14 protein-coding genes are annotated in these 21,162 nt (G+C 43.2%); 6 read left to right on the top strand and 8 right to left on the bottom strand.

Features of this window, described 5'->3' with window-relative positions:
- Window positions 1–180 precede the first annotated feature (180 nt).
- From G7092_RS26945 to G7092_RS26915, 7 genes are all read right to left on the bottom strand, one after another.
- Window positions 181–3,237, bottom strand: a complete 3,057-nt coding sequence (locus tag G7092_RS26945; RefSeq protein ID WP_166094724.1) for an efflux RND transporter permease subunit — start codon at window positions 3,235–3,237, stop codon at window positions 181–183.
- On the bottom strand, window positions 3,234–4,178 hold the full coding sequence (locus G7092_RS26940) for an efflux RND transporter periplasmic adaptor subunit (RefSeq protein ID WP_166094721.1): 945 nt from the start codon (window positions 4,176–4,178) through the stop codon (window positions 3,234–3,236). Before G7092_RS26940 ends, G7092_RS26945 begins: the two co-directional genes overlap by 4 nt.
- A 1-nt stretch (window position 4,179) precedes the next feature.
- The gene (locus G7092_RS26935) at window positions 4,180–5,415 is read right to left on the bottom strand and encodes a TolC family protein (protein ID WP_166094719.1); all 1,236 of its coding nucleotides are present in this window, start codon (window positions 5,413–5,415) and stop codon (window positions 4,180–4,182) included.
- Window positions 5,416–5,560: 145 nt separating this feature from the next.
- Window positions 5,561–6,820, bottom strand: coding sequence for a sensor histidine kinase (locus G7092_RS26930; protein ID WP_166094717.1), 1,260 nt, complete (start codon window positions 6,818–6,820; stop codon window positions 5,561–5,563).
- Window positions 6,817–7,494, bottom strand: a complete 678-nt coding sequence (locus G7092_RS26925; RefSeq protein ID WP_166094715.1) for a response regulator transcription factor — start codon at window positions 7,492–7,494, stop codon at window positions 6,817–6,819. The genes G7092_RS26930 and G7092_RS26925 overlap by 4 nt, the downstream gene beginning before the upstream one ends.
- A gap of 130 nt (window positions 7,495–7,624) precedes the next feature.
- Window positions 7,625–8,629: a YncE family protein gene (locus G7092_RS26920; protein ID WP_166094712.1), complete on the bottom strand. Its 1,005-nt coding sequence runs from the start codon at window positions 8,627–8,629 to the stop codon at window positions 7,625–7,627.
- 172 nt (window positions 8,630–8,801) lie between these two features.
- A complete protein-coding gene (locus tag G7092_RS26915) occupies window positions 8,802–9,383 on the bottom strand; it encodes an RNA polymerase sigma factor (protein WP_166094710.1) in 582 nt (193 codons plus the stop codon).
- Window positions 9,384–9,522: 139 nt separating this feature from the next.
- Here G7092_RS26915 and G7092_RS26910 point away from each other — a divergent pair, with 139 nt between their 5' ends.
- The 5 genes from G7092_RS26910 (at window position 9,523) to G7092_RS26890 (ending at window position 18,595) form a co-directional block, all read left to right on the top strand.
- Window positions 9,523–10,689 carry a FecR family protein gene (locus G7092_RS26910; protein WP_166094707.1) on the top strand — a complete coding sequence of 389 codons (1,167 nt, stop codon included), beginning with the start codon at window positions 9,523–9,525 and terminating at the stop codon, window positions 10,687–10,689.
- Window positions 10,690–10,895: 206 nt separating this feature from the next.
- On the top strand, window positions 10,896–14,231 hold the full coding sequence (locus tag G7092_RS26905; RefSeq protein WP_166094704.1) for a TonB-dependent receptor: 3,336 nt from the start codon (window positions 10,896–10,898) through the stop codon (window positions 14,229–14,231).
- A 10-nt stretch (window positions 14,232–14,241) separates the two neighbouring features.
- Window positions 14,242–15,768 (top strand): RagB/SusD family nutrient uptake outer membrane protein, encoded by a 1,527-nt coding sequence (locus tag G7092_RS26900; RefSeq protein WP_166094701.1) that lies wholly within the window; start codon window positions 14,242–14,244, stop codon window positions 15,766–15,768.
- 216 nt (window positions 15,769–15,984) lie between these two features.
- Window positions 15,985–18,015, top strand: a complete 2,031-nt coding sequence (locus tag G7092_RS26895) for a PAS domain S-box protein (RefSeq protein WP_166094699.1) — start codon at window positions 15,985–15,987, stop codon at window positions 18,013–18,015.
- Window positions 18,016–18,121: 106 nt separating this feature from the next.
- Entirely contained in the window at window positions 18,122–18,595 is a 474-nt protein-coding gene (locus G7092_RS26890) for a carboxymuconolactone decarboxylase family protein (RefSeq protein WP_166094696.1), read from the top strand.
- 181 nt (window positions 18,596–18,776) lie between these two features.
- On the opposite strand, the gene G7092_RS26885 is transcribed toward G7092_RS26890, so the two are convergent.
- The gene (locus G7092_RS26885) at window positions 18,777–19,253 is read right to left on the bottom strand and encodes a YybH family protein (RefSeq protein WP_202985439.1); all 477 of its coding nucleotides are present in this window, start codon (window positions 19,251–19,253) and stop codon (window positions 18,777–18,779) included.
- A gap of 266 nt (window positions 19,254–19,519) precedes the next feature.
- Here G7092_RS26885 and treA point away from each other — a divergent pair, with 266 nt between their 5' ends.
- Window positions 19,520–21,085: an alpha,alpha-trehalase TreA gene (gene treA, locus G7092_RS26880; protein ID WP_166094694.1), complete on the top strand. Its 1,566-nt coding sequence runs from the start codon at window positions 19,520–19,522 to the stop codon at window positions 21,083–21,085.
- The last annotated feature ends 77 nt before the right edge of the window (window positions 21,086–21,162 follow it).

Below are 21,162 nucleotides of genomic sequence, written 5' to 3'. Positions count from 1 at the left end.
ATGGCCAATGGGAGGCACCTGACGGAGCCTTTTAAAGGAATATTTTCTACCTATAAACAGTTTACTCCTCCGGAGTTTAACGAATGGTACAAACGTAACTCCGGAGGAGTAAACTGTTTATAGGTAAAGTATAGAAAAAGAGATGGCTCCGTAGGTGCCACCTCTTACCGCTGTGTTAAATTATGTAGTTACAGGTGGATGCACAAAAGTATAATTACGGTAAAGCAGCCATAACATACTGGGCAACACGATCAACAACAGGGGCAATGCTGCCAGGAAACCACCAATAACCGCGATGGCCAATGGCTGATGCAATTGCGCCCCTGCGCCTATGCCCAATGCCAACGGTAACAGGGCGATAATAGCCCCCAGCGCCGTCATCAACTTAGGGCGTAAACGGGTAGAGATAGAATAGATTATAGCCTCGTTGATATTATTATGTTTGGTGCTTTCTCTAAACTGCCAGAAGGTGAAAATGGCATTTTCGCCAATAATGCCTACAATCATGATTAAGCCAGTATAACTGCCTACGTTTAATGGGGTACGGGTTAACCATAAGGCCAGAAAACTACCGCCAATACCCAGCACAGCTACCACCAGGATAAGAAATGCGATGCGAAACTGTTTGAACAGAAAAAGGATCACACCAAAAACCAGCAGGCTCGAGGTGATCAGAATGATCAATAGCTCTTTGAATGACTGCTGCTGCTCGGCATAAGCTCCTCCATATTCCACGTGATATCCCGTTGGTAAATTAATGGCGCTAATATTCTTTTTGATGGATGGCATCACAGAGCCCAGATCCACATTATCCAGCCGGGCGCTGATAACGCCCATGGCCTGCAGGTTTTCGCGTTGTACTTCCGCGTCGCCTGTTCTTAACTCCACATTTGCCAACTGACTGATCGGTAGAGGTTTGCCGTTGGGTAAAAAGACGGTTAGGTTTTTAAGACTGGCCACATCCAAAGAACGATTGCCAGGATACACCATGCGGATAGGTGATTGCTGTTCCTTCTCGAACAAACTACCTATTATATTGCCCTGTAGTGCAGATTGTACCTGCGTTTGCAAATTGGCGGGTGTCAGGTTATATTGGGCCAGCCTGGTATAATCGGGTACAATATTTACCGATGGACCGGCAATCACAATACCATCAAATACATCGGCGGTGCCTTTTACGCTGCTTACTGTAGCTGCTATTTGTTTAGATAGCTGTTGTAATTTAACCTGATCGTCCCCAAAAACTTTAATCTCGATGGGCTGCGTAGAGGTCATCAGATCGCCCAGCATATCACCAATTACCTGTCCAAAATCTACCCGCAGGGCAGGTTGGGAAGATTCGATTTTCTGCCGCAGATCGCCTATCACCTCTTCGGTAGTTTTATCGTGACCTTTTTTGAGCTGTATCAGGTAATCACCGGTGTTGGGTTCGGTAATAAAAAAGCCCATTTGCGTACCTGTTCTACGTGAATAGGCAGCTACTTCAGGATCTTTGATGATGATCTTCTCGATATCGCGCAGCATACGATCGGTTTCTTCGAGCGAGGTGCCGGGAGGCGAAGTATAATCCAGTACAATACTGCCCTCATCCATATCTGGCAAGAAGCCCGTTTTTAATCCTGACGGGATAAAAACAATGATCGCGGCAAGTGCGAGCATCATGATGATACTCAAATAAGGGCGTAATATAAAAAAGGATACCCAGCGCTGTCTTTTTACACCGTGGGCTTCTTTAACCTGTACACTATTGGTTTCTTGGTTGCGGGTAAGCAACAGGTATATTACCGGTAGGCCTATCCAGGTTACAAAAAAGGAACACACCAGGGTAATGATCATGGTGTTGGTCATTACCTTAAAATAGGCTCCGGCAACGCCCGTCATCATAACGAATGGGATAAAAATAACAATGGTGCTGATGGACGAACCTACCATGGCCGGAAAAAGGTAATCAACGGCACGCTGAAGTAGTGTCAGGGTAGGCTCTTCCGGATGCTCCTCATGCGTGCGGTGAATCTGCTCCACCACAACAATGGCATCATCAATGATCAAACCTATGGCAGCTGCTATAGCGCCCAGCGTCATGATATTAAAGGTATAACCCAGCGCGTACAGCACAATGAGCGTTAGGCAGAGTGTAACCGGTATGGTGACCAGTATCGTGGTACTGGCCTTTACCGATCGTAAAAAGATGATAGCTACAATAATAGCCAACGCCAGTCCGATCCATAAACTATCACTTACGCTTTTTACGGAAGCATTTACAAAATCGGCCTGAACATAATATGGTTTTATGGTTACACCAGGAGGAAGGATCTTTTGCAGATCGGCTACCTTTTGGGTCATGGCATCAGACAGGTCGATCAAATTGGCATTAGGTTGTTTGATTACGGCTATCAGTACACCCTCGTGGCCATTGGCGTTTACTTTGGTGTACTCAATACCGGGATTGATCTGTATGCTGCCAATATCTTTAAGCTGTATTACCCGTTTACGATTATTGCTGATCACCAGGTTTTCCAACTGCTGACTGGTATTTACAGAGGCATCTGTAACGGTTAAATACAACATCTTATAATCAGACAAATAGCCTTCAGACTTGATGAAGCCGGTTTGAGCCAGGGTATTGGTAATAATGTCTGGCGTGAGCCCCAGGGAGCCCATCTTTTGTGTATTAAGCACCAGCCAATACTCTTTGGTTTTACCGCCGATAACCCTGATCTCCGATACTCCGTCAACCTGCGACAGGAACGGTTTTACGGTATAGGTAGCCAGCTGTTTTAACTCAATGGGCGATTTGCTATGGCTCTCTAACGTGTACCCGCTTACCGGCAGGATGGAGGGGTTCATTTTTTCAACACTGATGTTCACTTCGGGCGGCAGATCATTTTTGATCTGATCAATACGCGATTGTATCTGCTGCTGGCTCAAGTCAATATCTGCGTTCCAATTCATGAAAGCTGATATTTCACAACTTCCGCGGCTGGTAGTACTGCGTACATATTGCAGGTTTGGCACTTGTTTCACGGCATTCTCCAGCGGTTTGGTCACTGTGATCATCATTTTATTTACCGGTTGTAAACCGGCATCGGCTATGATCTTGATCTTGGGGAAAGTGATCTCCGGGAACAGGGAGGTTTGCAAGCGCGAATAAGCAAAACCACCACCCAATAGTATGATGAACAGCATCAGACTGATGGGCTTTTTATGGGTGATGAAAAAGTTGTTCAGGTTCTTCATGGTTTCACAATTTTCACTTTGGCAGTATCGGCCAATCCATAATTACCTGTTATCACAATTCTGTCAGCTGGTCCAAATCTGGGCGAGAGGATCTCTACCTGGCTCTTGGTTTCGATTCCTTTTTGTACGGGGATCTTGACGGCTGTAGTATCATTAATGAGTTTCATTACCCAAAAATCGGTTTGTGTTTCATTGGCCAGCACGGCAGATTTGGGTAGTGAGGGTACATTGCTTTTTGCCGATTTAATAATATGCGCCCTTGCCACCAGGTTTTCGGGAATCGGATCGGCGCTGTTAACTTTGATTACTATACCCTGTGTTTGCGATAGCGTATCAACCGAAGGCATAACCGATGCTACCCTGCCGCTAAGCGTGTGGCCACCCGGTAAAGTGAGTATGATATCCTGATTATTGCGTAAAGTACTTTGAAGCTCATAAGGTAATTGCATTACAAAGGCAAAGCTTTCCTTATCGCTTATAGCGGCCAACTGCTCGCCATCCTGCACATAATCGCCAAGCTGGTGCATCAGTTGGGTAATATAGCCGCTGCTTGCTGCCTTAATACGGTTTACACCCGAAAATTTAAAAGTAGTATCCAGCACATTGATGGTATTGCCGATACTTTGCGCTTCTTTTGTTTTAATAGTGAACAGCAATTGCCCCGCACTTACATACTGCCCCGGTTTTACATATACATGTTGAATGTAACCTATTGCATTAGCCTTTACATAACTTTTTTGCATAAATGACGAAGTGGCATTCAGGCTTATAGAATCGGCCATTGTTCCGTTGCTGATGGAAGTCACCGTAACCGGTGTTTGTGATTTTACAGGGGCGTCGTCAGCAGCCGCAGTATCATGATTACATGCTGATATAGTTAATAGCAAACATGCACAGGCGAGCGCTACAAATTTAAAATATGGCGATGATAAAGTCTTCATATTATCGGTTCCAGTAGTTGAGTTGGTTAATGAGCAGCAGTCTGCTGATGGTATTTTGCGTAAGAAGGTTACGGATGGTCAAATAATTATTGATAGCCAGTATCAGATCGGCCATCCGGAGATCGCCGGTTTGCAGTAGTTTGGTATCCACCTTTATTAAGGTTTCAGAGTATTTGAACTGAGTATTGATATCGGCTATCAGGTTATCATATCCATCAATTTGTTGGTTCAGCTGGATGATCTGCTGGCTGTATTGCTGAGCAAAAAAGCTCTTATAATTTTTGCGCGATTCTTCTTCCAGCGCAAGCTTTTTGTATGATACCTTACGCTGCCCGCCATCATAAATCGGTACAGTAAGACTAAAGCCCACACTAGCTCCAAAATGCTTATAATAAAGGGCTGTAAGATCGGAGTTATAGCCACCATCGGCAAAGGCTTTTACCTGGGGCTTATAGCTATAGTCTATCAGTTTGCGGGTATTTAGCAGGCGTAAACTGTCAAGCGCATACTGTCTGAAAAATATGCTGTTGGTTTTATCGGCAGTAATAGCTCTTTGCAGCGCCGGTTTTTCTAATTCAGCAACTGTGGTATCTGTAATTCCGGTAAGGTAATTCAACGTGGCAAAATCTGTTTTATACTGCAGCGTAACTTGCGAAAGTTGTAAAGTTGCCTGTTTTAAAGTAACCAGGAAGGTAAGGTAATCGCTTTGGTGGTAAACATTATTACGGGTCAGTTTTTTAAGCAAATCTTCTTCGCTGCTTAGCAGAGTTACCACCTCTTTATTAAATTTTACCTGCTGTAGGCTACCGAACGCAGTGATGTATTGGGCGGCAATAGTGCGGCGCAGATCCTGCTCAGAGAGTTTAATGTTATTGCGTAAGGAATCGCGCTGAAGGCCTATGCCGTTATATTGCGCTTTCAGATAACCGTTACTGATGAAGGATTTATTTACCGATAACAAAGCATCGAGTGTTTGCCCGTTGGTGATGGCCTGCGAATAGCCATAGCCATGAATTACCGGTGCATATAAACCTGCGCTCCCGGCGCTTACCTGTGGTTTTAATCCGGCTTTTATCCTGACGCTGTCCAGTTGTGCCGATAGTATTTGGTTGTTGAGGTCCTTCAACAGCGGACTGTTCTTTACAGCTATCTGTAAATAATCGTCCAGTGTTTTTTGCTGTGCAAAGCAAAAAGAACTCATCATTAAACATAGTAGTGATACGATTAGATGTTTCATAATTCAAGATGCCCATACCGGTTACTCAGATAGGGGTAAGCCCAGCGACCAATAGTTTAAATCTAAGCTTTATAATATTAATCTTTAACAGTTTGGATATAATTCCATTTCTTCAACGTTGCTAAGCTAAATGTCAATTCTGTAATTATTCTGAAACAGTAAAGTTTACTGTAAATTGGTGAGAGTTTTCGCTAAACTGATATTGCAGATCAAAACCATAATTATTACAGATCTGCCGGCAAATGGTAAGGCCCAATCCAATACCTTCAGAAGCGGAAGATTTTTGAAAACGTTTAAAAACACGTTCAATATCAATCCTCCCGTCTTTCCCGGTATTACTGATACGGAGCTGCTGTTGATCAAGCACAACGCTGATGGTGCCACCCGGCAGATTATGCCTGATAGCATTGCTGAGCAGGTTGTTTACCAGAACTTCCATTAATAGCAAACTGGCGCTAACCTCACAATCGGCAAGTTGAGTGATCAGTTTGATATTTAAACTGCCCAGGAGTTCCTCGTATTGATAAAAACTGGTTCTCAACAATTCTTTCAGATTAACAATTTGCTGGTCATGTATTAAACCGTTCTCAATTTTAGTGAGTAACAGCATTGATTTGTTAAGCCGCGTTAAGCGGGCAACCGTATTATAAATATCATTAAGCAGTTTGCTTTGCGGATCAGAAAATTGCCCGGTTTGCACTAAAGTATCTAGCTTGGAGTTGATGACAGAAATGGGCGTCATTAATTCGTGCGCAGCGTTTTCGGTAAAAGCCTTAAGGTTAAGATAATCGTCCTTAGCCTTAGTGGCCATGATGCCTACCGCCTGATCAAGTTCTGTAAATTCATCAATGGTAGAAGGTACAGAAGCCACGGTTTTGTCTTCGGCCAGGTTGAATACTTTGAGTTGGTTGAGTATGGTGTAAAAGGGCTGCCACATGCGCCTTAATATCAGTCGGTTTGATAAAAACAGCGCTATCACCAAAATAAAAATAAGTATAAGGGTAATCAGGAAAACATCTTCGATAAGGTCCTCCGTTTCAACAGTTGATTGTATAACGGTTATTTTATATAGTTGAGGACCCACCATTACCGATGTGATAATAGCACGTGCTGGCTCCAGGTCCAGCTCCTTAGTATCCCGGTAGGAGGTATCAATAAATTTTCTTTTAACCCGGTCGTCAGCAGGTGTAAAAATGATTTCCTGGTGATTGGTCCGGAATACCTGGGGCAGGTGATGATTCAGTTGTACATAATCAAATACCTCACGTTCTTCTACTACCAGGGCCTTATCAACCTGGTGGGTAAGGATGGCATGGATAGTAAAGTAATATGTAACACCTGTAACCAGCATGATGACTACTGTTACACTGATGTTGATCCGGTTATATTTGTCCAGAAGCTTCATGCTTCGGTAAACTTGTATCCCATGCCGTAGGCAGCCTGTATGTAATCCTTACCACCCGCTTCTACCATTTTTTTGCGGATGTTTTTAATATGCGAATAAATAAAATCAAAATTATCGGCAATGTCTATACTGTCGCCCCAAAGATGTTCGGCAATGGCACTTTTGGAAACCACCTTGCCTTTGTTGGCTATAAAGTATAAAAGTAAACTGTACTCCTTCCGGGTAAACTTAACCGGTGTCTGGTTGATCTTAACCTCTTTCGCGGTAAGGTCGATGAAGATCTCATGCAGGGTAAGGATATTGTTGCCATTAAAGGCTTTACGGCGAACAATAGCCGCCACCCGGGCCCTCAATTCAGAAAGGTGAAATGGTTTGGTCAGGTAATCATCAGCACCCAGATCAAGTCCGGTGAGGCGATCGTCCAAAGAGTTTTTAGCCGAAATGATTAAAACACCGTCAGCTTGCTGTCCCGCTTTTAGGTGTTTTAAAATATCCAGACCATTGCCATTAGGCAAAGTAATATCCAGCACAATACAGTCATAACGATAAAGGTTAACCTTAGACATAGCCGAGGAAAAATCGTATGCCGTTTCGCAGATATTCCCCTCCTCGGTAAAGTATGCTTCAATACTTTCCCTCAATCCCGCTTCATCTTCTATGATTAATAATTTCAAGCTTTTTTCTTTAAAATTAGGACTTAATTTAATAGAAACTTTGTAAAATAAACAGGACAAACCAATTAAGTCCCCCCGTAGCCCCCTAAAAGAGAAGCCTGTGATTCGCCTGTTTATCTTTTTTGATGTTTTATTTCAGCTTATAAACCAGTACTTTAAAGGTGTTTGGTAATGCAGTCCGTGTGCCTTTTACAAATTCAGCCACGCTTAAATAAATTTTGTGCGTTTTGGTATCAAGAGCCATAGTTTTGGCGCGATAGGCGGTTTGTAATGTCTGGATCACTTTATACTCATCGGCCGATTGTTGTTTGATAATAGTGGTTACGCCATCACCGCATGAGCAGAAGATCAGCTTGGTTTCAGGATCATACGCTACAGCATCAACACCAGCGCCTATAGGTAAAGTGGTTATTACTTTGCCGGTGTTGATATTCACTACGCTTACCCCTTTATTTTCACGGCAAACGGTAAATACACGCTGGTTAGCGGCATCCAAAGCCAAACCTGTAGGGCCGCCGCATGGCGCAAGTGGATAGTTCTTGATTACTTTCAGCGTTTTGCTGTCTATAATGTTCAAGCTGCTTTTGTCTTCCAGGTTATTATATATTTTACCTTTACCATCGGCTACGGCAAACTCAGGCGCGCCGCCAAGTGCAACTGTGCCTACTTGTTTCAAGGTATTGGGATCAATTACTGAAGCATTATTACTTTCGCCATTAAAGCAGAAAACACGATCGGCATAAGAGTCGTACATAATGGCATCCGGGCCGTTAGCGTCTGTTAAAGGTATGGTGGCAATAACCTTTAAAGTTTTCAGGTCAAACGCCACTACGGCAGTAGCTTTACCATCGCTGATAAAACCGCGGTTGGCTTTATTATCAATAGCGATACCATGTATACCTTTCAGATCGCCGATCAGGCCTGCAGGTTTTTCTGTTTTCAGGTCGATCACGTTTACAGCTGTACCGTGCGATACATATAAACGGTTGTTTACCTTGTCGATAGACAGGTAATCATAGCCTCCATCGCCAGGCAGGGTAATTGTTTTATCCAACTCATAGGTTTGTGCATGCAATAATTGCGGTAGCAGGCCCAGGGATACGATCAGGGCTAAGCCCGATACAAATTTTTTCATGGTCATTTGTTTTGTTGATTTGGAGTTGAAGTTCCACTTTGATTCTGTAGAAAACTTGTAAAAATCCAGGCATGTTCAGTGCACTGTTCAAAAAACTTTTTAAACCTTTTTATTTTAAATCCCCTCTCTGCCAGCCTCGTGTTAAACTTGAAGTTTTGTATGTCGGCTCACCCTATTTAAGGATATACCACAAGGAAATAATGGCCGACATATGTTTAAAACAAACCCGCAAATGTTTAAGCGCCATCGTGATCTGGTTTTCGACTGTACGCTTAGAGATACCCAATCGACCGGCTATTTCCTGGTTCGAGAGGTGATTAATACGGCTCATGTAGAATATCTCCTGGCAACGTTTAGGCAACTGTTCCAGATAGCGTCTTAATTCATGTTGCAGTTCCTGATCTTTAATGCGGTTTTCACCGTTGTTATGATCCAGTAGTTCGCTTATACCGGCATCAGAAATGGTTAAAACAACCGGTGATTTTGCGGCCCGCATCCGGTTATAAACCTGGTAACGGATGGCTGTTAATAAAAAGTTGGGGAATGATTCAATCTCGAGTTCGTGCCTCCTGCTCCAGATATTCAAAAACACATCGTGTACCGCTTCTTCGCTGGTTTCGCGATCTTTTAGATAACGTAAAGCTGTTTTATACAATCGCAGCCAGTAGCGATCAAAAAGCATGGCAAAAGCCTGTTCGTCATCAGCACGGATGGCAAGCCACAGTTCAGCGTCATTAATCGGGGGATTGTACATACAACTGGTTGGATAAAATTAGGAAAAGCCAGCCAAATAAATCCACAATTAACAGCTTACAGAAAAAAAAATTAAAAATTGATGTGTGTGTCTATATAAAATTTACACTAACAAAGTATAAACCTGCAATTGCAACCTAATGATAACCAAAGAAGAATTCCTTGCTTTGTACGAAAAGTACATGAGCGGACAATGCACAGCTGATGAAAAAAGGCTGCTGGATGCATACCGCGATGAAATGACATTGGCCGAAGACGCTTGGGAGGATGATGTGGTTAAGGAAGACGATGTAAGGGCCCGCATATGGCAGCGATTAAGCAATAGTCGTAAAGTGGTTCAGCTGCCGAAGCGTAAGATGGCCAGGTATCGTTGGTTGCAGGTTGCCGCAGTTCTTGCGGCTGTGTTGTTTGCGGGTATATTTTTTATACAGCGTAAAAAAAATCACGAAACTGATACTGTAAAACTGACAAATAAAGTGGCGCCTATATTGCCAGGCGGCAACAAAGCTTATTTAACCCTAGCCAATGGCTCGCGCATTGTGCTTGATGACGCCCAAAACGGCAAACTGGCAACCAGACCCGGTGTTACCATAAGTAAAACCGGGAATGGCATGCTGGTATACCATTTTACTAATTCCAAAAACAATAATACCGCTGCCGTAATGCCGGAGTTTAATACCATTACCACGCCAAGGGGCGGGCAGTACCAGGTAGTATTGGAGGATGGTACGCGGGTTTGGCTCAACGCGGCTTCATCCATTAAATTTCCGCAGGCCTTTACTGGTACGACCCGCGAGGTTGAACTAAGTGGTGAAGCATACTTTGAAGTAGCTAAAAACAAAGCCAAGCCTTTTATTGTACAAGCCAATGGCACAAAAGTGCAGGTGTTTGGTACTCATTTTAACATAAATGCTTATGCTGATAACAATAGTATAACCACCACATTATTGGAAGGATCTGTGCGGATGAGCAGCGGTAGTTCGGCTGTAATGCTGCTGCCCGGTCAGCAAGGCGATGCTGTTATAAACGGTTCAGCTATTAAAGTTAGCCCGGCCGATATACAGCAAACCATGGCCTGGAAAAATGGCCTTTTTATATTTCACGATCTGAATATCACCGAGGTGATGAAACAAGTGGGCCGCTGGTATGATGTGGATGTGGAGTACAGTGACGACGACGCGAAAAAGAATGAATTTGGCGGTACTATATCCAAATACAAAAATATAAATGAACTGCTGGATGTGATGGTGCTTACGCGCTCCATTCATTACAAAATTGAGGGAAGGAGGGTAATCATTATGAAGTAAATTTTCCTTACCCATAATGTTTTACCTGTTTATAACCAGAGGCGTTCGCAGCGCCCCTGGTATAAAGCTTTGAATAGCTGTCAGGTAGCAATTAATGATCATATTTCTCATAACCAATTATTTAACCTAACATTCAAATGTATAAAAAATCTGCTGCAATAAGATGCAGGGAATGGCCCTGCCTTAAATCTAAATTATTTCTGATTATGAAATTGTCGTTTTTTTTGTGCCTGGTTTCTATACTGCAAGTGAGCGCTGCAACGTCATTTGCACAAAAGATCAGCCTTGATAAAAATAACGCTTCTCTTGCCGAAACCCTGCAGGAAATTCACCTGCAAAGCGGGTTCAGCGTGTTTTATAATGCCAAGCTGCTCAAAAAAGCGGTGCCTGTAAATGTGCACCTGCAAAATGCCGACTTGAGCGACGTGTTAAAGCAATGCTTCCAGGATCAGCCATTTAGTTACGTGGTGAATAACAATACTATTGTGGTTACCCCAAAACCAGTAGCTGCAAAACCAGTGCAGGTTATTACTGTAACCGGTCAGGTTAAGGACGAAAAAGGTTTGCCCTTACCTGGTGTTACCATAAAAATAAAAGGGGCAAATACGGGAGCGCAAACCGGATTGGATGGTAATTATAAGATCGAGGTAAATGATAATAATGCTGTTCTGGTATTCAGTTTTGTTGGTTTTATTTCGCAGGAGATAGGGGTGGGTAACCAAACCCGTATCGATGTGGTATTAAGGGAGCAAACATCAGCCCTTAATGAAATTGTGGTGGTAGGTTATGGTACGCAGAAAAAGGTAAACCTTACAGGGGCTGTGTCAACAGTAAGCGGTACTGACCTTAACAAACGCCCGGTGGTAAATCCTGCATCCATGCTGGAAGGCCTGGCACCCGGTGTAGCGGTAAATACCAGCTCCGGTGAACCAGGTAATGAAAGCGTATCTATCCGTATCCGCGGTAACGGTACTTTTAGCGGTGCAGGTTCAGATCCGTTGATATTGATCGATGGTGTTCCCGGAAATTTCAGTGATCTTAATCCAACCGACATAGACAACGTTTCTGTACTGAAAGATGCGGCTTCTGCATCTATATATGGTTCAAGAGCGGCTAATGGAGTGGTATTGATAACCACCAAGCAAGGTAAAGCCGGGCAAATGTCGGTTACCTATGATGGTAATGTTGGATTTGCCAGTCCTACCAAAATGTTTAAACTGGTAACCAATTCTGCCCAATATATGGAACTGTTTAACCAGGCCCGTATCAACAGTGGCACCACTGACCCTAACTCGCTTTATCCGCAGGATCAGATCGATTTGTATCGTAACAGTACCGACAGGCTGCATTACCCTAATACGGATTGGCTGAGCCTGATATTCAGAACCGCTCCTACACAAAATCATAATTTAACTTTTAATGGAGGTAATGATAAAACCACCTATAATGTATCCTTAGGTTATGTTGACCAGAACGGTATTGAAAGAGGTTTTGATTATAAGCGATACAGCGCCCGTATCAATTTAACCTCCAAGATTAATGATCACATTAAATTCGGCACCAATGTATTATTAAAATCGGGTACAAGAGATGCCGTGGCGGGTAGTCCTTCATCACCTAGCCAGGGAGACGGTTCATCCATGGACCTTTTTCTTTCGGCCATGTCGCAGGCGCCTACTTATGGTCCTTACCTGACTGATGGCAGCGGGCATTATACCTACAAAGCTTATGACTTTGAATATAACAATAAGAACCCGATAGCCGAATTGGATCAAAACTTTACCAGGGTTACTACTGACTACGCTGTAAATGCACAAGGATGGTTTGAGGTTCAGTTCAATAAGGATTTCTCCTGGTATACCAAAGGTGCGGTGAACTTTAACATGGATAAATACAAGGATTTTAAAGCTACCCTGGATGAATACAACTTCAAGACCAATCAGCTGGAAACCACGCTGGATCTGGGCAAAGGCTTAACCGATCAGGACGAACAAACCGTTTATACCAACTTATATAGTTACTTAAATTACGCACATAACTTTCATGGGCATAATATTAAGGCGCAATTTGGCTATAGCATTGAGCAAAGTAAATATCAATATTTACAAGGCTACCGGAAAAACTTTCCTGATCTGGATTTGCAGGAGTTGAACGCCGGAGGTTCTGATATACAAAATGCTTATGGTACGTCTAATCAATGGGCTTTAATGTCATACTTCGGTCGTGTGGATTATGATTACAAAGGCCGGTATCTGTTAGAAGGAAACATCCGTGATGACGGAAGCTCCAAATTTTCGGGTAAGAACAAGTGGGGTATATTTCCATCGTTTTCAGGAGGTTGGCGGGCCACAGAAGAGCCTTTTGTAAAAGCGATGAACTTGACGTGGTTGGATAACTTTAAGCTCCGCGGATCGTGGGGGCAATTAGGCAACCAAAATGTAGGTAACTATCCTTATCAGGCCTTGCTAAACCTTACCGGGAATTACTCTTTTGATAATTCTACCCTTACAACTGGTGTAGCGCAGCAAAACCTCAACAACCCTGCTATTAAATGGGAAACTACCACCATGACCGACATTGGGTTAGACGTTACTATTTTTAAAAACTTTAATTTAACAGCCGATTGGTATAATAAAACCACATCTGATATTTTACGGCAGGCTCAGGTTACCGCCGTAGTGGGTTTGGGTGCTCCTACCATTAATGACGGGGTTGTAAATAACAGGGGCGTTGAATTGGGCCTTTCATATAATAACATTATACGTGATGGAGCTTTAAGCGGCTTTGCTTACACTTTGGGCGCCAACGTTGACCATAACCGGAATAAGCTGGTGAAATTTGGCCAGCCGGAAATTGGTGGTTATACCATTAATGAAAACGGCCAACCCTGGAACTCTTTTTATATGTTGCAGGTAGTCGGCATATTTCAGTCGGCTGCTGAGGTAGCTAATTCACCCAAACAGTTTTCTGATTCGACCCTGCCGGGCGATCTGAAATATAAAGATGTTAATGGCGATGGTAAAATTGATCAGAATGACCGTACGCTTGTTAGCGGCGTTTATCCTAAACTAAATTATTCATTTAATCTTGGAGCAAGTTTCAAAGGCTTTGATCTGTCGGCTATGATGCAGGGCGTTTACGGGGTTAAATCATATGTGTCTGGCTGGGGAACTATTCCGTTTGTACAGGGAGCTTCGCCAACTACAGATTGGTTAAATGCATGGACTCCGGAACATCCGTCAACCACTATGCCGCGCATCTACTTCGGGCAGAGCGCACCTGATAAGATTAGCCGTCCATCTACTTTCTTCCTGCAGGATGCATCATATTTAAGGCTTAAAAACCTGGTATTGGGATATACGTTTCCTGCACAGATGACTAAAAAAGTGGGTATTAACAGACTGCGGATTTACTTTGCCGGCGATAATTTATTAACCATAACCAAGTTCAAAGGTCTTGATCCGGAACGTTATGGCAGCGGCGATCTGGTGCAGTATCCGCAAAATAAAATATACTCTTTTGGTGTAAATGTTTCTTTTTAATTAGCCCTACATGAAAAATCGAATTATAATAACCATCATACTCATTACACCGCTTTTTTTAGGCGCGTGTAAGAAAGCACTTGATCTGAATCCATCGGATCAGATTGCTACTTCAACCTTTTATAAATCAAAAGCCGATTTTGATGAGGCTCTTGCTGCTGTATATGCCTCTTTACAGCCAGAAGAATTTGCTGTAGGCATAGGTTTCAGGGATTGCTTTACCGATAACGGATACAACCAGTTTAACTCCGGTAGTTCTAAAGATTTTGTACAGGGTAACTTTAACCCCACTACCGGGGGATACGAAACCGCCATATATAATGACAGCTATACCGGTATCGCCCGTATAAACCTGTTCCTGCAAAACCTGGGTAATTACAAAGGAGGTGATATTTCTGATGCACAAAGAAAAGTGTACGAAGGTGAAGTAAGGTTTATCCGGGCCTATTTCTACTTTCAGCTATACAGCATTTATGGCGACGTGCCAATGGTGCTGCAACCGCTTGATCTGAGCAACCAAAAACAACCAAAAGTACCGGCTGCTCAGGTTCTGACCCAGATCACTGCCGACCTGGACTACAGTATTGCCAATTTAAATACTGCCGCTTATTACGCCAATGGGGGCCATGCGGCGGCATCTTCGGCAAAAGCTTTAAAAGCCAGGGTATTGTTATTTGCCGCTTTTGGCAGCACCGGCACACCAGACCCAACTATACTTACGCAGGTAAGGGATTTGTGTCTGGATCTGATGGGGCAATATAAGCTGAGCGCTAATTTTGAGGATATATTCCGCGATGCCACGCAGAAAAATAATACCGAGATCATCTTCTCCGTTAATTTCCTGGCACCCAACAATACCGCCCCTTGGGATTTGTACTATGGCGATTATGATGCCTGTGCTCCGCTGCAAAACATGGTAGATGCTTTTGAATGTACCGATGGCCTGCCATACGGGCAATCGCCGCTTACAGATACCACCAAAAAGGGAGTTTTCCATAACCGCGATCCCAGGATGGCCAAAACCATATATGCCGATTCCGTTTATTTTGGTCCGGGCAAAGTGTATCACCCATCAAACTTAAGGCCTACGGGTTATGGTACCATCAAGTTCCTGGAGCCTAACAATATTCCTTATGGTTTTTCAACCCTGAGCCAGCAGGATGCCGTTATATTGCGCCTCGGCGAAGTGATGCTGATGTATGCCGAAGCTCAAAATGAAATTGTTGGTCCCGACGCTACCGTTTATAAGGCGATGGCCGATTTGCGTGCCCGTGTAAGTATGCCGCCATATCCGGCAGGTTACACCAAAGACCAGATGCGCGAAAGGATAAGACATGAACGCCGTATTGAGCTTGCTTTTGAAGGCTTGCGTCATTATGATCTGTTAAGATGGCACATTGCCGGTCCGGTGCTGAACGCGGTAAAAACCAGCCTCATCAATTATCACTTTGAAGATAAATTTTATCACTGGCCATTACCTCAAACAGAAATTGATAAGAGCGGAGGGGTATTGATCCAAAACCCGGATTATAAATAATAAACTTAACTATTAACGATCAAAAACCGGCAGCAAAAATTTGTTGCCGGTTTTTTTTATAAGAAAACGCAAGGGTGAATTTCTCTTTAATTAAACTATTTATCCTTTACTTTTCATATTAAGTAAATAGCTTATCAGAAAATGATAAAATAATCGATTTTTATGGTTTTTATTGGCAAAAATCAAAGTTCAATAACTTAGTTTTGTATCTATACCATGGAAAACCTGTCCAATTTACAACAGCAGCTTGCACAGTATCAACAACGTGAAGCCGAACTCGAAAGGAGTGAGGCCAGGTTACGCATGGCCATTGCTTCTGCCAATTTAGGTACATGGGATTATAAACCATTAACCGGCGAACTTACCTGGTCCGACGAATGTAAATACCTATACGGCTTAGCTCCCGAAGCCGAGATAAACTTTGAACTGTTTACAGAACACATTTACCCGGCCGACAGGGATGCCCTGTCGCAGGCCATGGAGCGGGCCATGGATCCGCTTGGTGATCATATTTATGATATGACGTATCGCATTATTCGGTTTGATAGTCCAGAGGTAAGGTGGTTAAGAGCACAGGGGAAGGTTTACTTTAATAAATTGCAAGAGCCAGAGCGCTTTATAGGCACTATTGTTGACCAGACCGAGGCTAAGCTGGCCGAGGAAAAAAGTGCCAAGCTGGCGGCTATTGTAGAATCATCGGATGATGCTATCATCAGCAAAACGCTGGATGGCATTATCACCAGCTGGAACCCCGCTGCAGAGAAGCTATTGGGTTATACCGAAAAGGATGTTATCGGGAAACATATTACCATGCTTATCCCTGAAGACCGCCTGGAGGAAGAGGATCTTATTTTAGAACGGATCAGGAATAACCGAAAGGTTGAACATTATGTAACATTCCGGGTAACAAAATCTGGTTTAGAGATTCCGGTTTCTATATCCGTTTCTCCCATCCGGGACGTTAATGGCCGGGTGATCGGGGCTGCTAAAATCATTCGTAATAACGCTCATCAAAAAGAAACCGAAGCCAGGCTATTACGCTATGCAGAAAACCTGGAAGTGTTGAACGCGCTCGGGAAAGTTATTTCGGAGCGTATGGACGTGAGTGATATCCTGCAAAAAGTAACTGATGCCACCACCCGGTTGATCGGCGCAGCATTTGGAGCGTTTTTTTATAATAATGAAACTGAGGCAGGGGAATCATATATGTTGTTTGCCCTGTCTGGGGCGCCAAGAGAAGCTTTTGAGCGCTTTGGGATACCCCGGAACACGCCTCTTTTTCACCCTACATTTACAGGCGAAGGCATTGTACGTGCCGACGATATTACCAAGGATCCGAGGTATGGACAGAATAGCCCGTTTTTTGGAATGCCCGAAGGACATTTACAGGTAGTTAGTTATTTGGCAGTGCCGGTAATTTCCAAATCGGGCATGGTAATAGGCGGATTGTTTTATGGACATCCCGAGCCCGCTAAATTTACCAGGGAGCATGAACAGTTGGTATCGGGTGTGGCTACACAGGCAGCCATTGCGCTGGATAACACCAAACTATACGAGGAAATAAGAAAGCTTAATGATAAAAAAGAAGAATTTATAGGTTTGGCTAGCCACGAGTTAAAAACACCGGTTACCAGTTTGAGTGGTTATTTACAGATACTGAACCGCTCTCTTCCGGATACAGACCGTAATAAACCTTTCTTGCAAAAAGCACTGCTGCAGGTTAAAAAACTGTCGGAACTGATATCTGATCTGCTGGATGTTTCTAAAATAGAGACCGGTCAATTGCCTCTTTCTTTCAGTAACTTCAACATCACGCAGATTGTACAGGAAACTATTGAATTGATCCAGTATTCGACCAAAACACACCAGATCGTATTACAACAGCCAGAACAGGAAATCATCATTTCGGCCGACAAACAGCGGATAGAACAGGTTATTGTTAACCTGCTTTCTAACGCCATTAAATACTCTCCAAATGAAAAGCTGGTTAATGTAATCATTTCTATCCTGACAAATAAAGTTAGGGTTACTGTACAGGACTATGGTATGGGGATTCTAAAAGAGCACCAGGAACGGATATTCTCCCGTTTTTATCGTGTAGAGGAACTGGCTTCCCATATATCGGGTTTGGGGATAGGGTTATACATCAGCAAGGAAATTATAGGTCGCCACCATGGCCGGCTATGGCTGGAAAGCGAACCTGGAAAAGGCTCTTCATTCTTCTTTGAAATACCGCTGAATATATAGCTGTAAAAATAAATTTAATTTTTTTTCGAATAATGTCCAATTTCTAAGATCTCATTCATCATTGGAATATAAATCAAATATTCAATAATCATTAGAGATCAAAAAAATGGAAAAACGACTTAATGTACATCAAAAAGGCCAGGCCGCAATGAAAGCTATTTATGGTTTGGCTATTTACCTGGCTAAATCTCCGGTTGAGGAAACACTGTTACATTTAATTGAATTCCGGGTATCACAAATTAACGGATGTGCTTTTTGTTTGGATATGCACTCCAAAGACCTGCGTGCCGAAGGCGAAACCGAACAACGTCTGTATCTGCTGAGTGCCTGGCGCGAAGCTCCTTTTTATACCGATCGGGAACGCGCCGCATTGGCCTGGGCCGAAGCCCTAACCAAAGTGGCCGACGGGCCTGTATCTGATGAGCTTTATCAGCAGGCCAACAAGAATTTTTCGGAACAGGAGCTGATAGACCTCACTATGGCGGTTATCACCATCAACAGTTATAATCGTCTTAATATCGCATTCCCGGCGCAGGTTGGTACCTATCAGCCCGGAGCTTATAAGGTACAGGCATCATAAAATATTTGTTGAAAGAAGGGGTGTCACCCTGAGCCCCGGGTCGAAGGGTAGAGCGCAGAGGCCTGCCCATCATGCTTCGACGGTGCTCAGTATGACACCCTTTTGAGTAAATCCAACTTGCGCTCGTCTGTGACTAGTGCTTAACATCGGTTGGCGATTATATCGCCTCGTCAGCTTTTCATTATTTCCTGGGACGGTTACTGCTAAAAGAATCCCTGAACATTTTCCAGCCTTTAACTGTTTTTTTCCAAAGCACCAGGAATTTTCCATTATCAAAAAGCCGGTGCCGCGCATCAAATGATCGCCACACCCCTTCTTCCGTAACAAATATTCCTCCATCGCCATAAACAGCGGTGGTAATGAATTGGCCGTCACGTAAGCCAAACTGCTCATACGCCATTTTGAAAAACCGGCGCGCGCCGGCTGCACCATGCATTGGCTCCATATTGGGAGGCATGATCACGCAATTATCGGCATACCGGTTAATGAATATAGCAGGATCGTTTTTTACAAAGGCCTGAAAATAAATTTGATTACTTGCTGCTATAGCTCTTTTAGCTTCCGCTAAGTTTAATGATGTTTCGGGCTTTGGACTTTGAATGTTGAAACACATCATGAATATGGCCCATATGGGCATGGCGCTTAAAAAGTGGTTCATCTGTTTTTGAATTAATTTTACTGATCTGTTAAATAAGGTGATTCAAAAATAATAGCCTGCAGAATCCATAAATTGTACAAAACGGAACAGGTATGCCTGTAGTTAAATATTTTAATTCTTAGCGTAATTGCAGCAATTACCTGCGCTTTTTAAACAAGCGGGTTGTTAATTGCCCCCTCGTCTGCCAAAATGTTAATTATTTACGCCTCTTAACATATTTTGAGCTTTTTATTTACCTTCATAGTTCCATTTATATTAACTGAAGCATGAGGAAAGCACTTTTAACATTAGTACTGTTATTTGTTTTTTTACTAACATATTCCCAAAGTCTTACACCCCGGCAATTGTATCCGGGGTTATTTGAGGCTGTGCAGCTTACCGACATATTTCCGGATAACAAGATATTTGTTGATGCCACACCCAAGCGCGACCCCAAACTAATTATGGCAGATTATGAGGTGCAAAAAAGTAAACCCGGTTTTGACCTGAAGCAATTTGTAAACGATAATTTTTTTATTCCCGGCACGCATAATGATGTTTTTAAAAGCGATGTAACAGCGGGTATACGCAAACATATTGATACCCTTTGGGAGGTGCTTTATCGTAAGCATGACACAGTTTCTAAATACTCATCATTGTTACCATTACCGCATGATTTTATAGTTCCCGGCGGTCGTTTTCGCGAAACTTATTATTGGGACTCTTACTTTACCATGCTGGGTTTGCAGGAGAGCCATAAAACGCAAATTATTGAAAATATGATCGATAATTTTGCCTACATGATTGATAAATACGGTTTTATACCAAACGGTACCCGTACTTATTATTTAACACGGTCGCAACCGCCGTTTTTTTCGCTGATGCTTAATATACTGGCAAAGGATAAAGGCAAAAAGGTGCTGGTAAAATATCAGCCGGAGCTTTTAAAAGAATACGCGTTTTGGATGGAAGGATCCGAAAAATTGAAAATAGGACAGGCTCACCGTATGGTGGTGCGTATGCCTGGCGGCGAGATACTGAACCGTTACTGGGACGATTCCGATCAGCCACGCGAGGAATCCTATAAAAAAGATGTGGATGCCGCTAAAACCACCAAACAGAAACCGGGCGATTTTTATCGTAACATCCGTGCCGCGGCCGAATCTGGCTGGGATTTCAGCACACGATGGTTTGATACCTCGGGCAACCTGGCAAGCATTCAAACCACCAGCATCATCCCGGTCGACCTAAATTGTTTGCTTTATCACCTGGAGCTATCCATTGCCCAATCTTATCAATTAGCCGGAGACGGCAGCCACTACCGGGTTTATTTAGCCAAAGCCCAGCAACGTAAAAAAGCCATCCAGAAATACAGCTGGAGCGAAAGCACGGGCTGGTTTATGGATTATAACTGGCAGCAAAACAAAATCACCCCTCATCATACCCTGGCCGGTGTATTTCCGCTTGAGTTTAAAATTGCCGACGAGCGGCAGGCAAATATAGTGGCTAAAGCCCTGCGGATAAAATTCTTTAAATCGGGCGGTTTGGTAACCACATTTAACCGGTCGGGCCAGCAATGGGATAGTCCCAATGCCTGGGCTCCACTGCAATATATGGCTATAGATGGTTTAAGGAATTATGGTCAGAACGATTTGGCCCGTTCCTTTGCCGAAGCCTGGATACGTACCAATATTCGTGTTTTTGATGCTACCGGAAAGCTGATGGAAAAGTATAATGTATTGGATACAGGATCAAAAGCAGGAGGGGGTGAATATCCGCTGCAGGATGGCTTCGGATGGACTAACGGCGTACTGCTTAATTTGTTAAACCATTACCAGGTTGATCAGTTATAATAATTTTAACACCATTACCCCCTTTTAATGGTGTTGTAAGTAAACTACAGCACCAGTTTTTTTAAGACAAATTTTAA

The organism is Mucilaginibacter inviolabilis (assembly GCF_011089895.1).
GTDB classification, from domain to species: domain Bacteria; phylum Bacteroidota; class Bacteroidia; order Sphingobacteriales; family Sphingobacteriaceae; genus Mucilaginibacter; species Mucilaginibacter inviolabilis.
This window is presented reverse-complemented; position numbering and strand designations above follow the sequence as displayed.

Bases quoted from the DNA above. Each gene is read 5' to 3' on its own strand.
- G7092_RS26905 (WP_166094704.1), top strand. From the start codon at position 10,896: ATGAAATTGTCGTTTTTTTTGTGCCTGGTTTCTATACTGCAAGTGAGC.
- G7092_RS26900 (WP_166094701.1), top strand. From the start codon at position 14,242: ATGAAAAATCGAATTATAATAACCATCATACTCATTACACCGCTTTTT.
- treA (WP_166094694.1), top strand. From the start codon at position 19,520: ATGAGGAAAGCACTTTTAACATTAGTACTGTTATTTGTTTTTTTACTA.
- G7092_RS26895 (WP_166094699.1), top strand. From the start codon at position 15,985: ATGGAAAACCTGTCCAATTTACAACAGCAGCTTGCACAGTATCAACAA.
- G7092_RS26930 (WP_166094717.1), bottom strand. From the start codon at position 6,820: ATGAAGCTTCTGGACAAATATAACCGGATCAACATCAGTGTAACAGTA.
- G7092_RS26910 (WP_166094707.1), top strand. From the start codon at position 9,523: ATGATAACCAAAGAAGAATTCCTTGCTTTGTACGAAAAGTACATGAGC.
- G7092_RS26945 (WP_166094724.1), bottom strand. From the start codon at position 3,237: ATGAAGAACCTGAACAACTTTTTCATCACCCATAAAAAGCCCATCAGT.
- G7092_RS26915 (WP_166094710.1), bottom strand. From the start codon at position 9,383: ATGTACAATCCCCCGATTAATGACGCTGAACTGTGGCTTGCCATCCGT.
- G7092_RS26890 (WP_166094696.1), top strand. From the start codon at position 18,122: ATGGAAAAACGACTTAATGTACATCAAAAAGGCCAGGCCGCAATGAAA.
- G7092_RS26885 (WP_202985439.1), bottom strand. From the start codon at position 19,253: ATGAACCACTTTTTAAGCGCCATGCCCATATGGGCCATATTCATGATG.
- G7092_RS26935 (WP_166094719.1), bottom strand. From the start codon at position 5,415: ATGAAACATCTAATCGTATCACTACTATGTTTAATGATGAGTTCTTTT.
- G7092_RS26920 (WP_166094712.1), bottom strand. From the start codon at position 8,629: ATGAAAAAATTTGTATCGGGCTTAGCCCTGATCGTATCCCTGGGCCTG.
- G7092_RS26940 (WP_166094721.1), bottom strand. From the start codon at position 4,178: ATGAAGACTTTATCATCGCCATATTTTAAATTTGTAGCGCTCGCCTGT.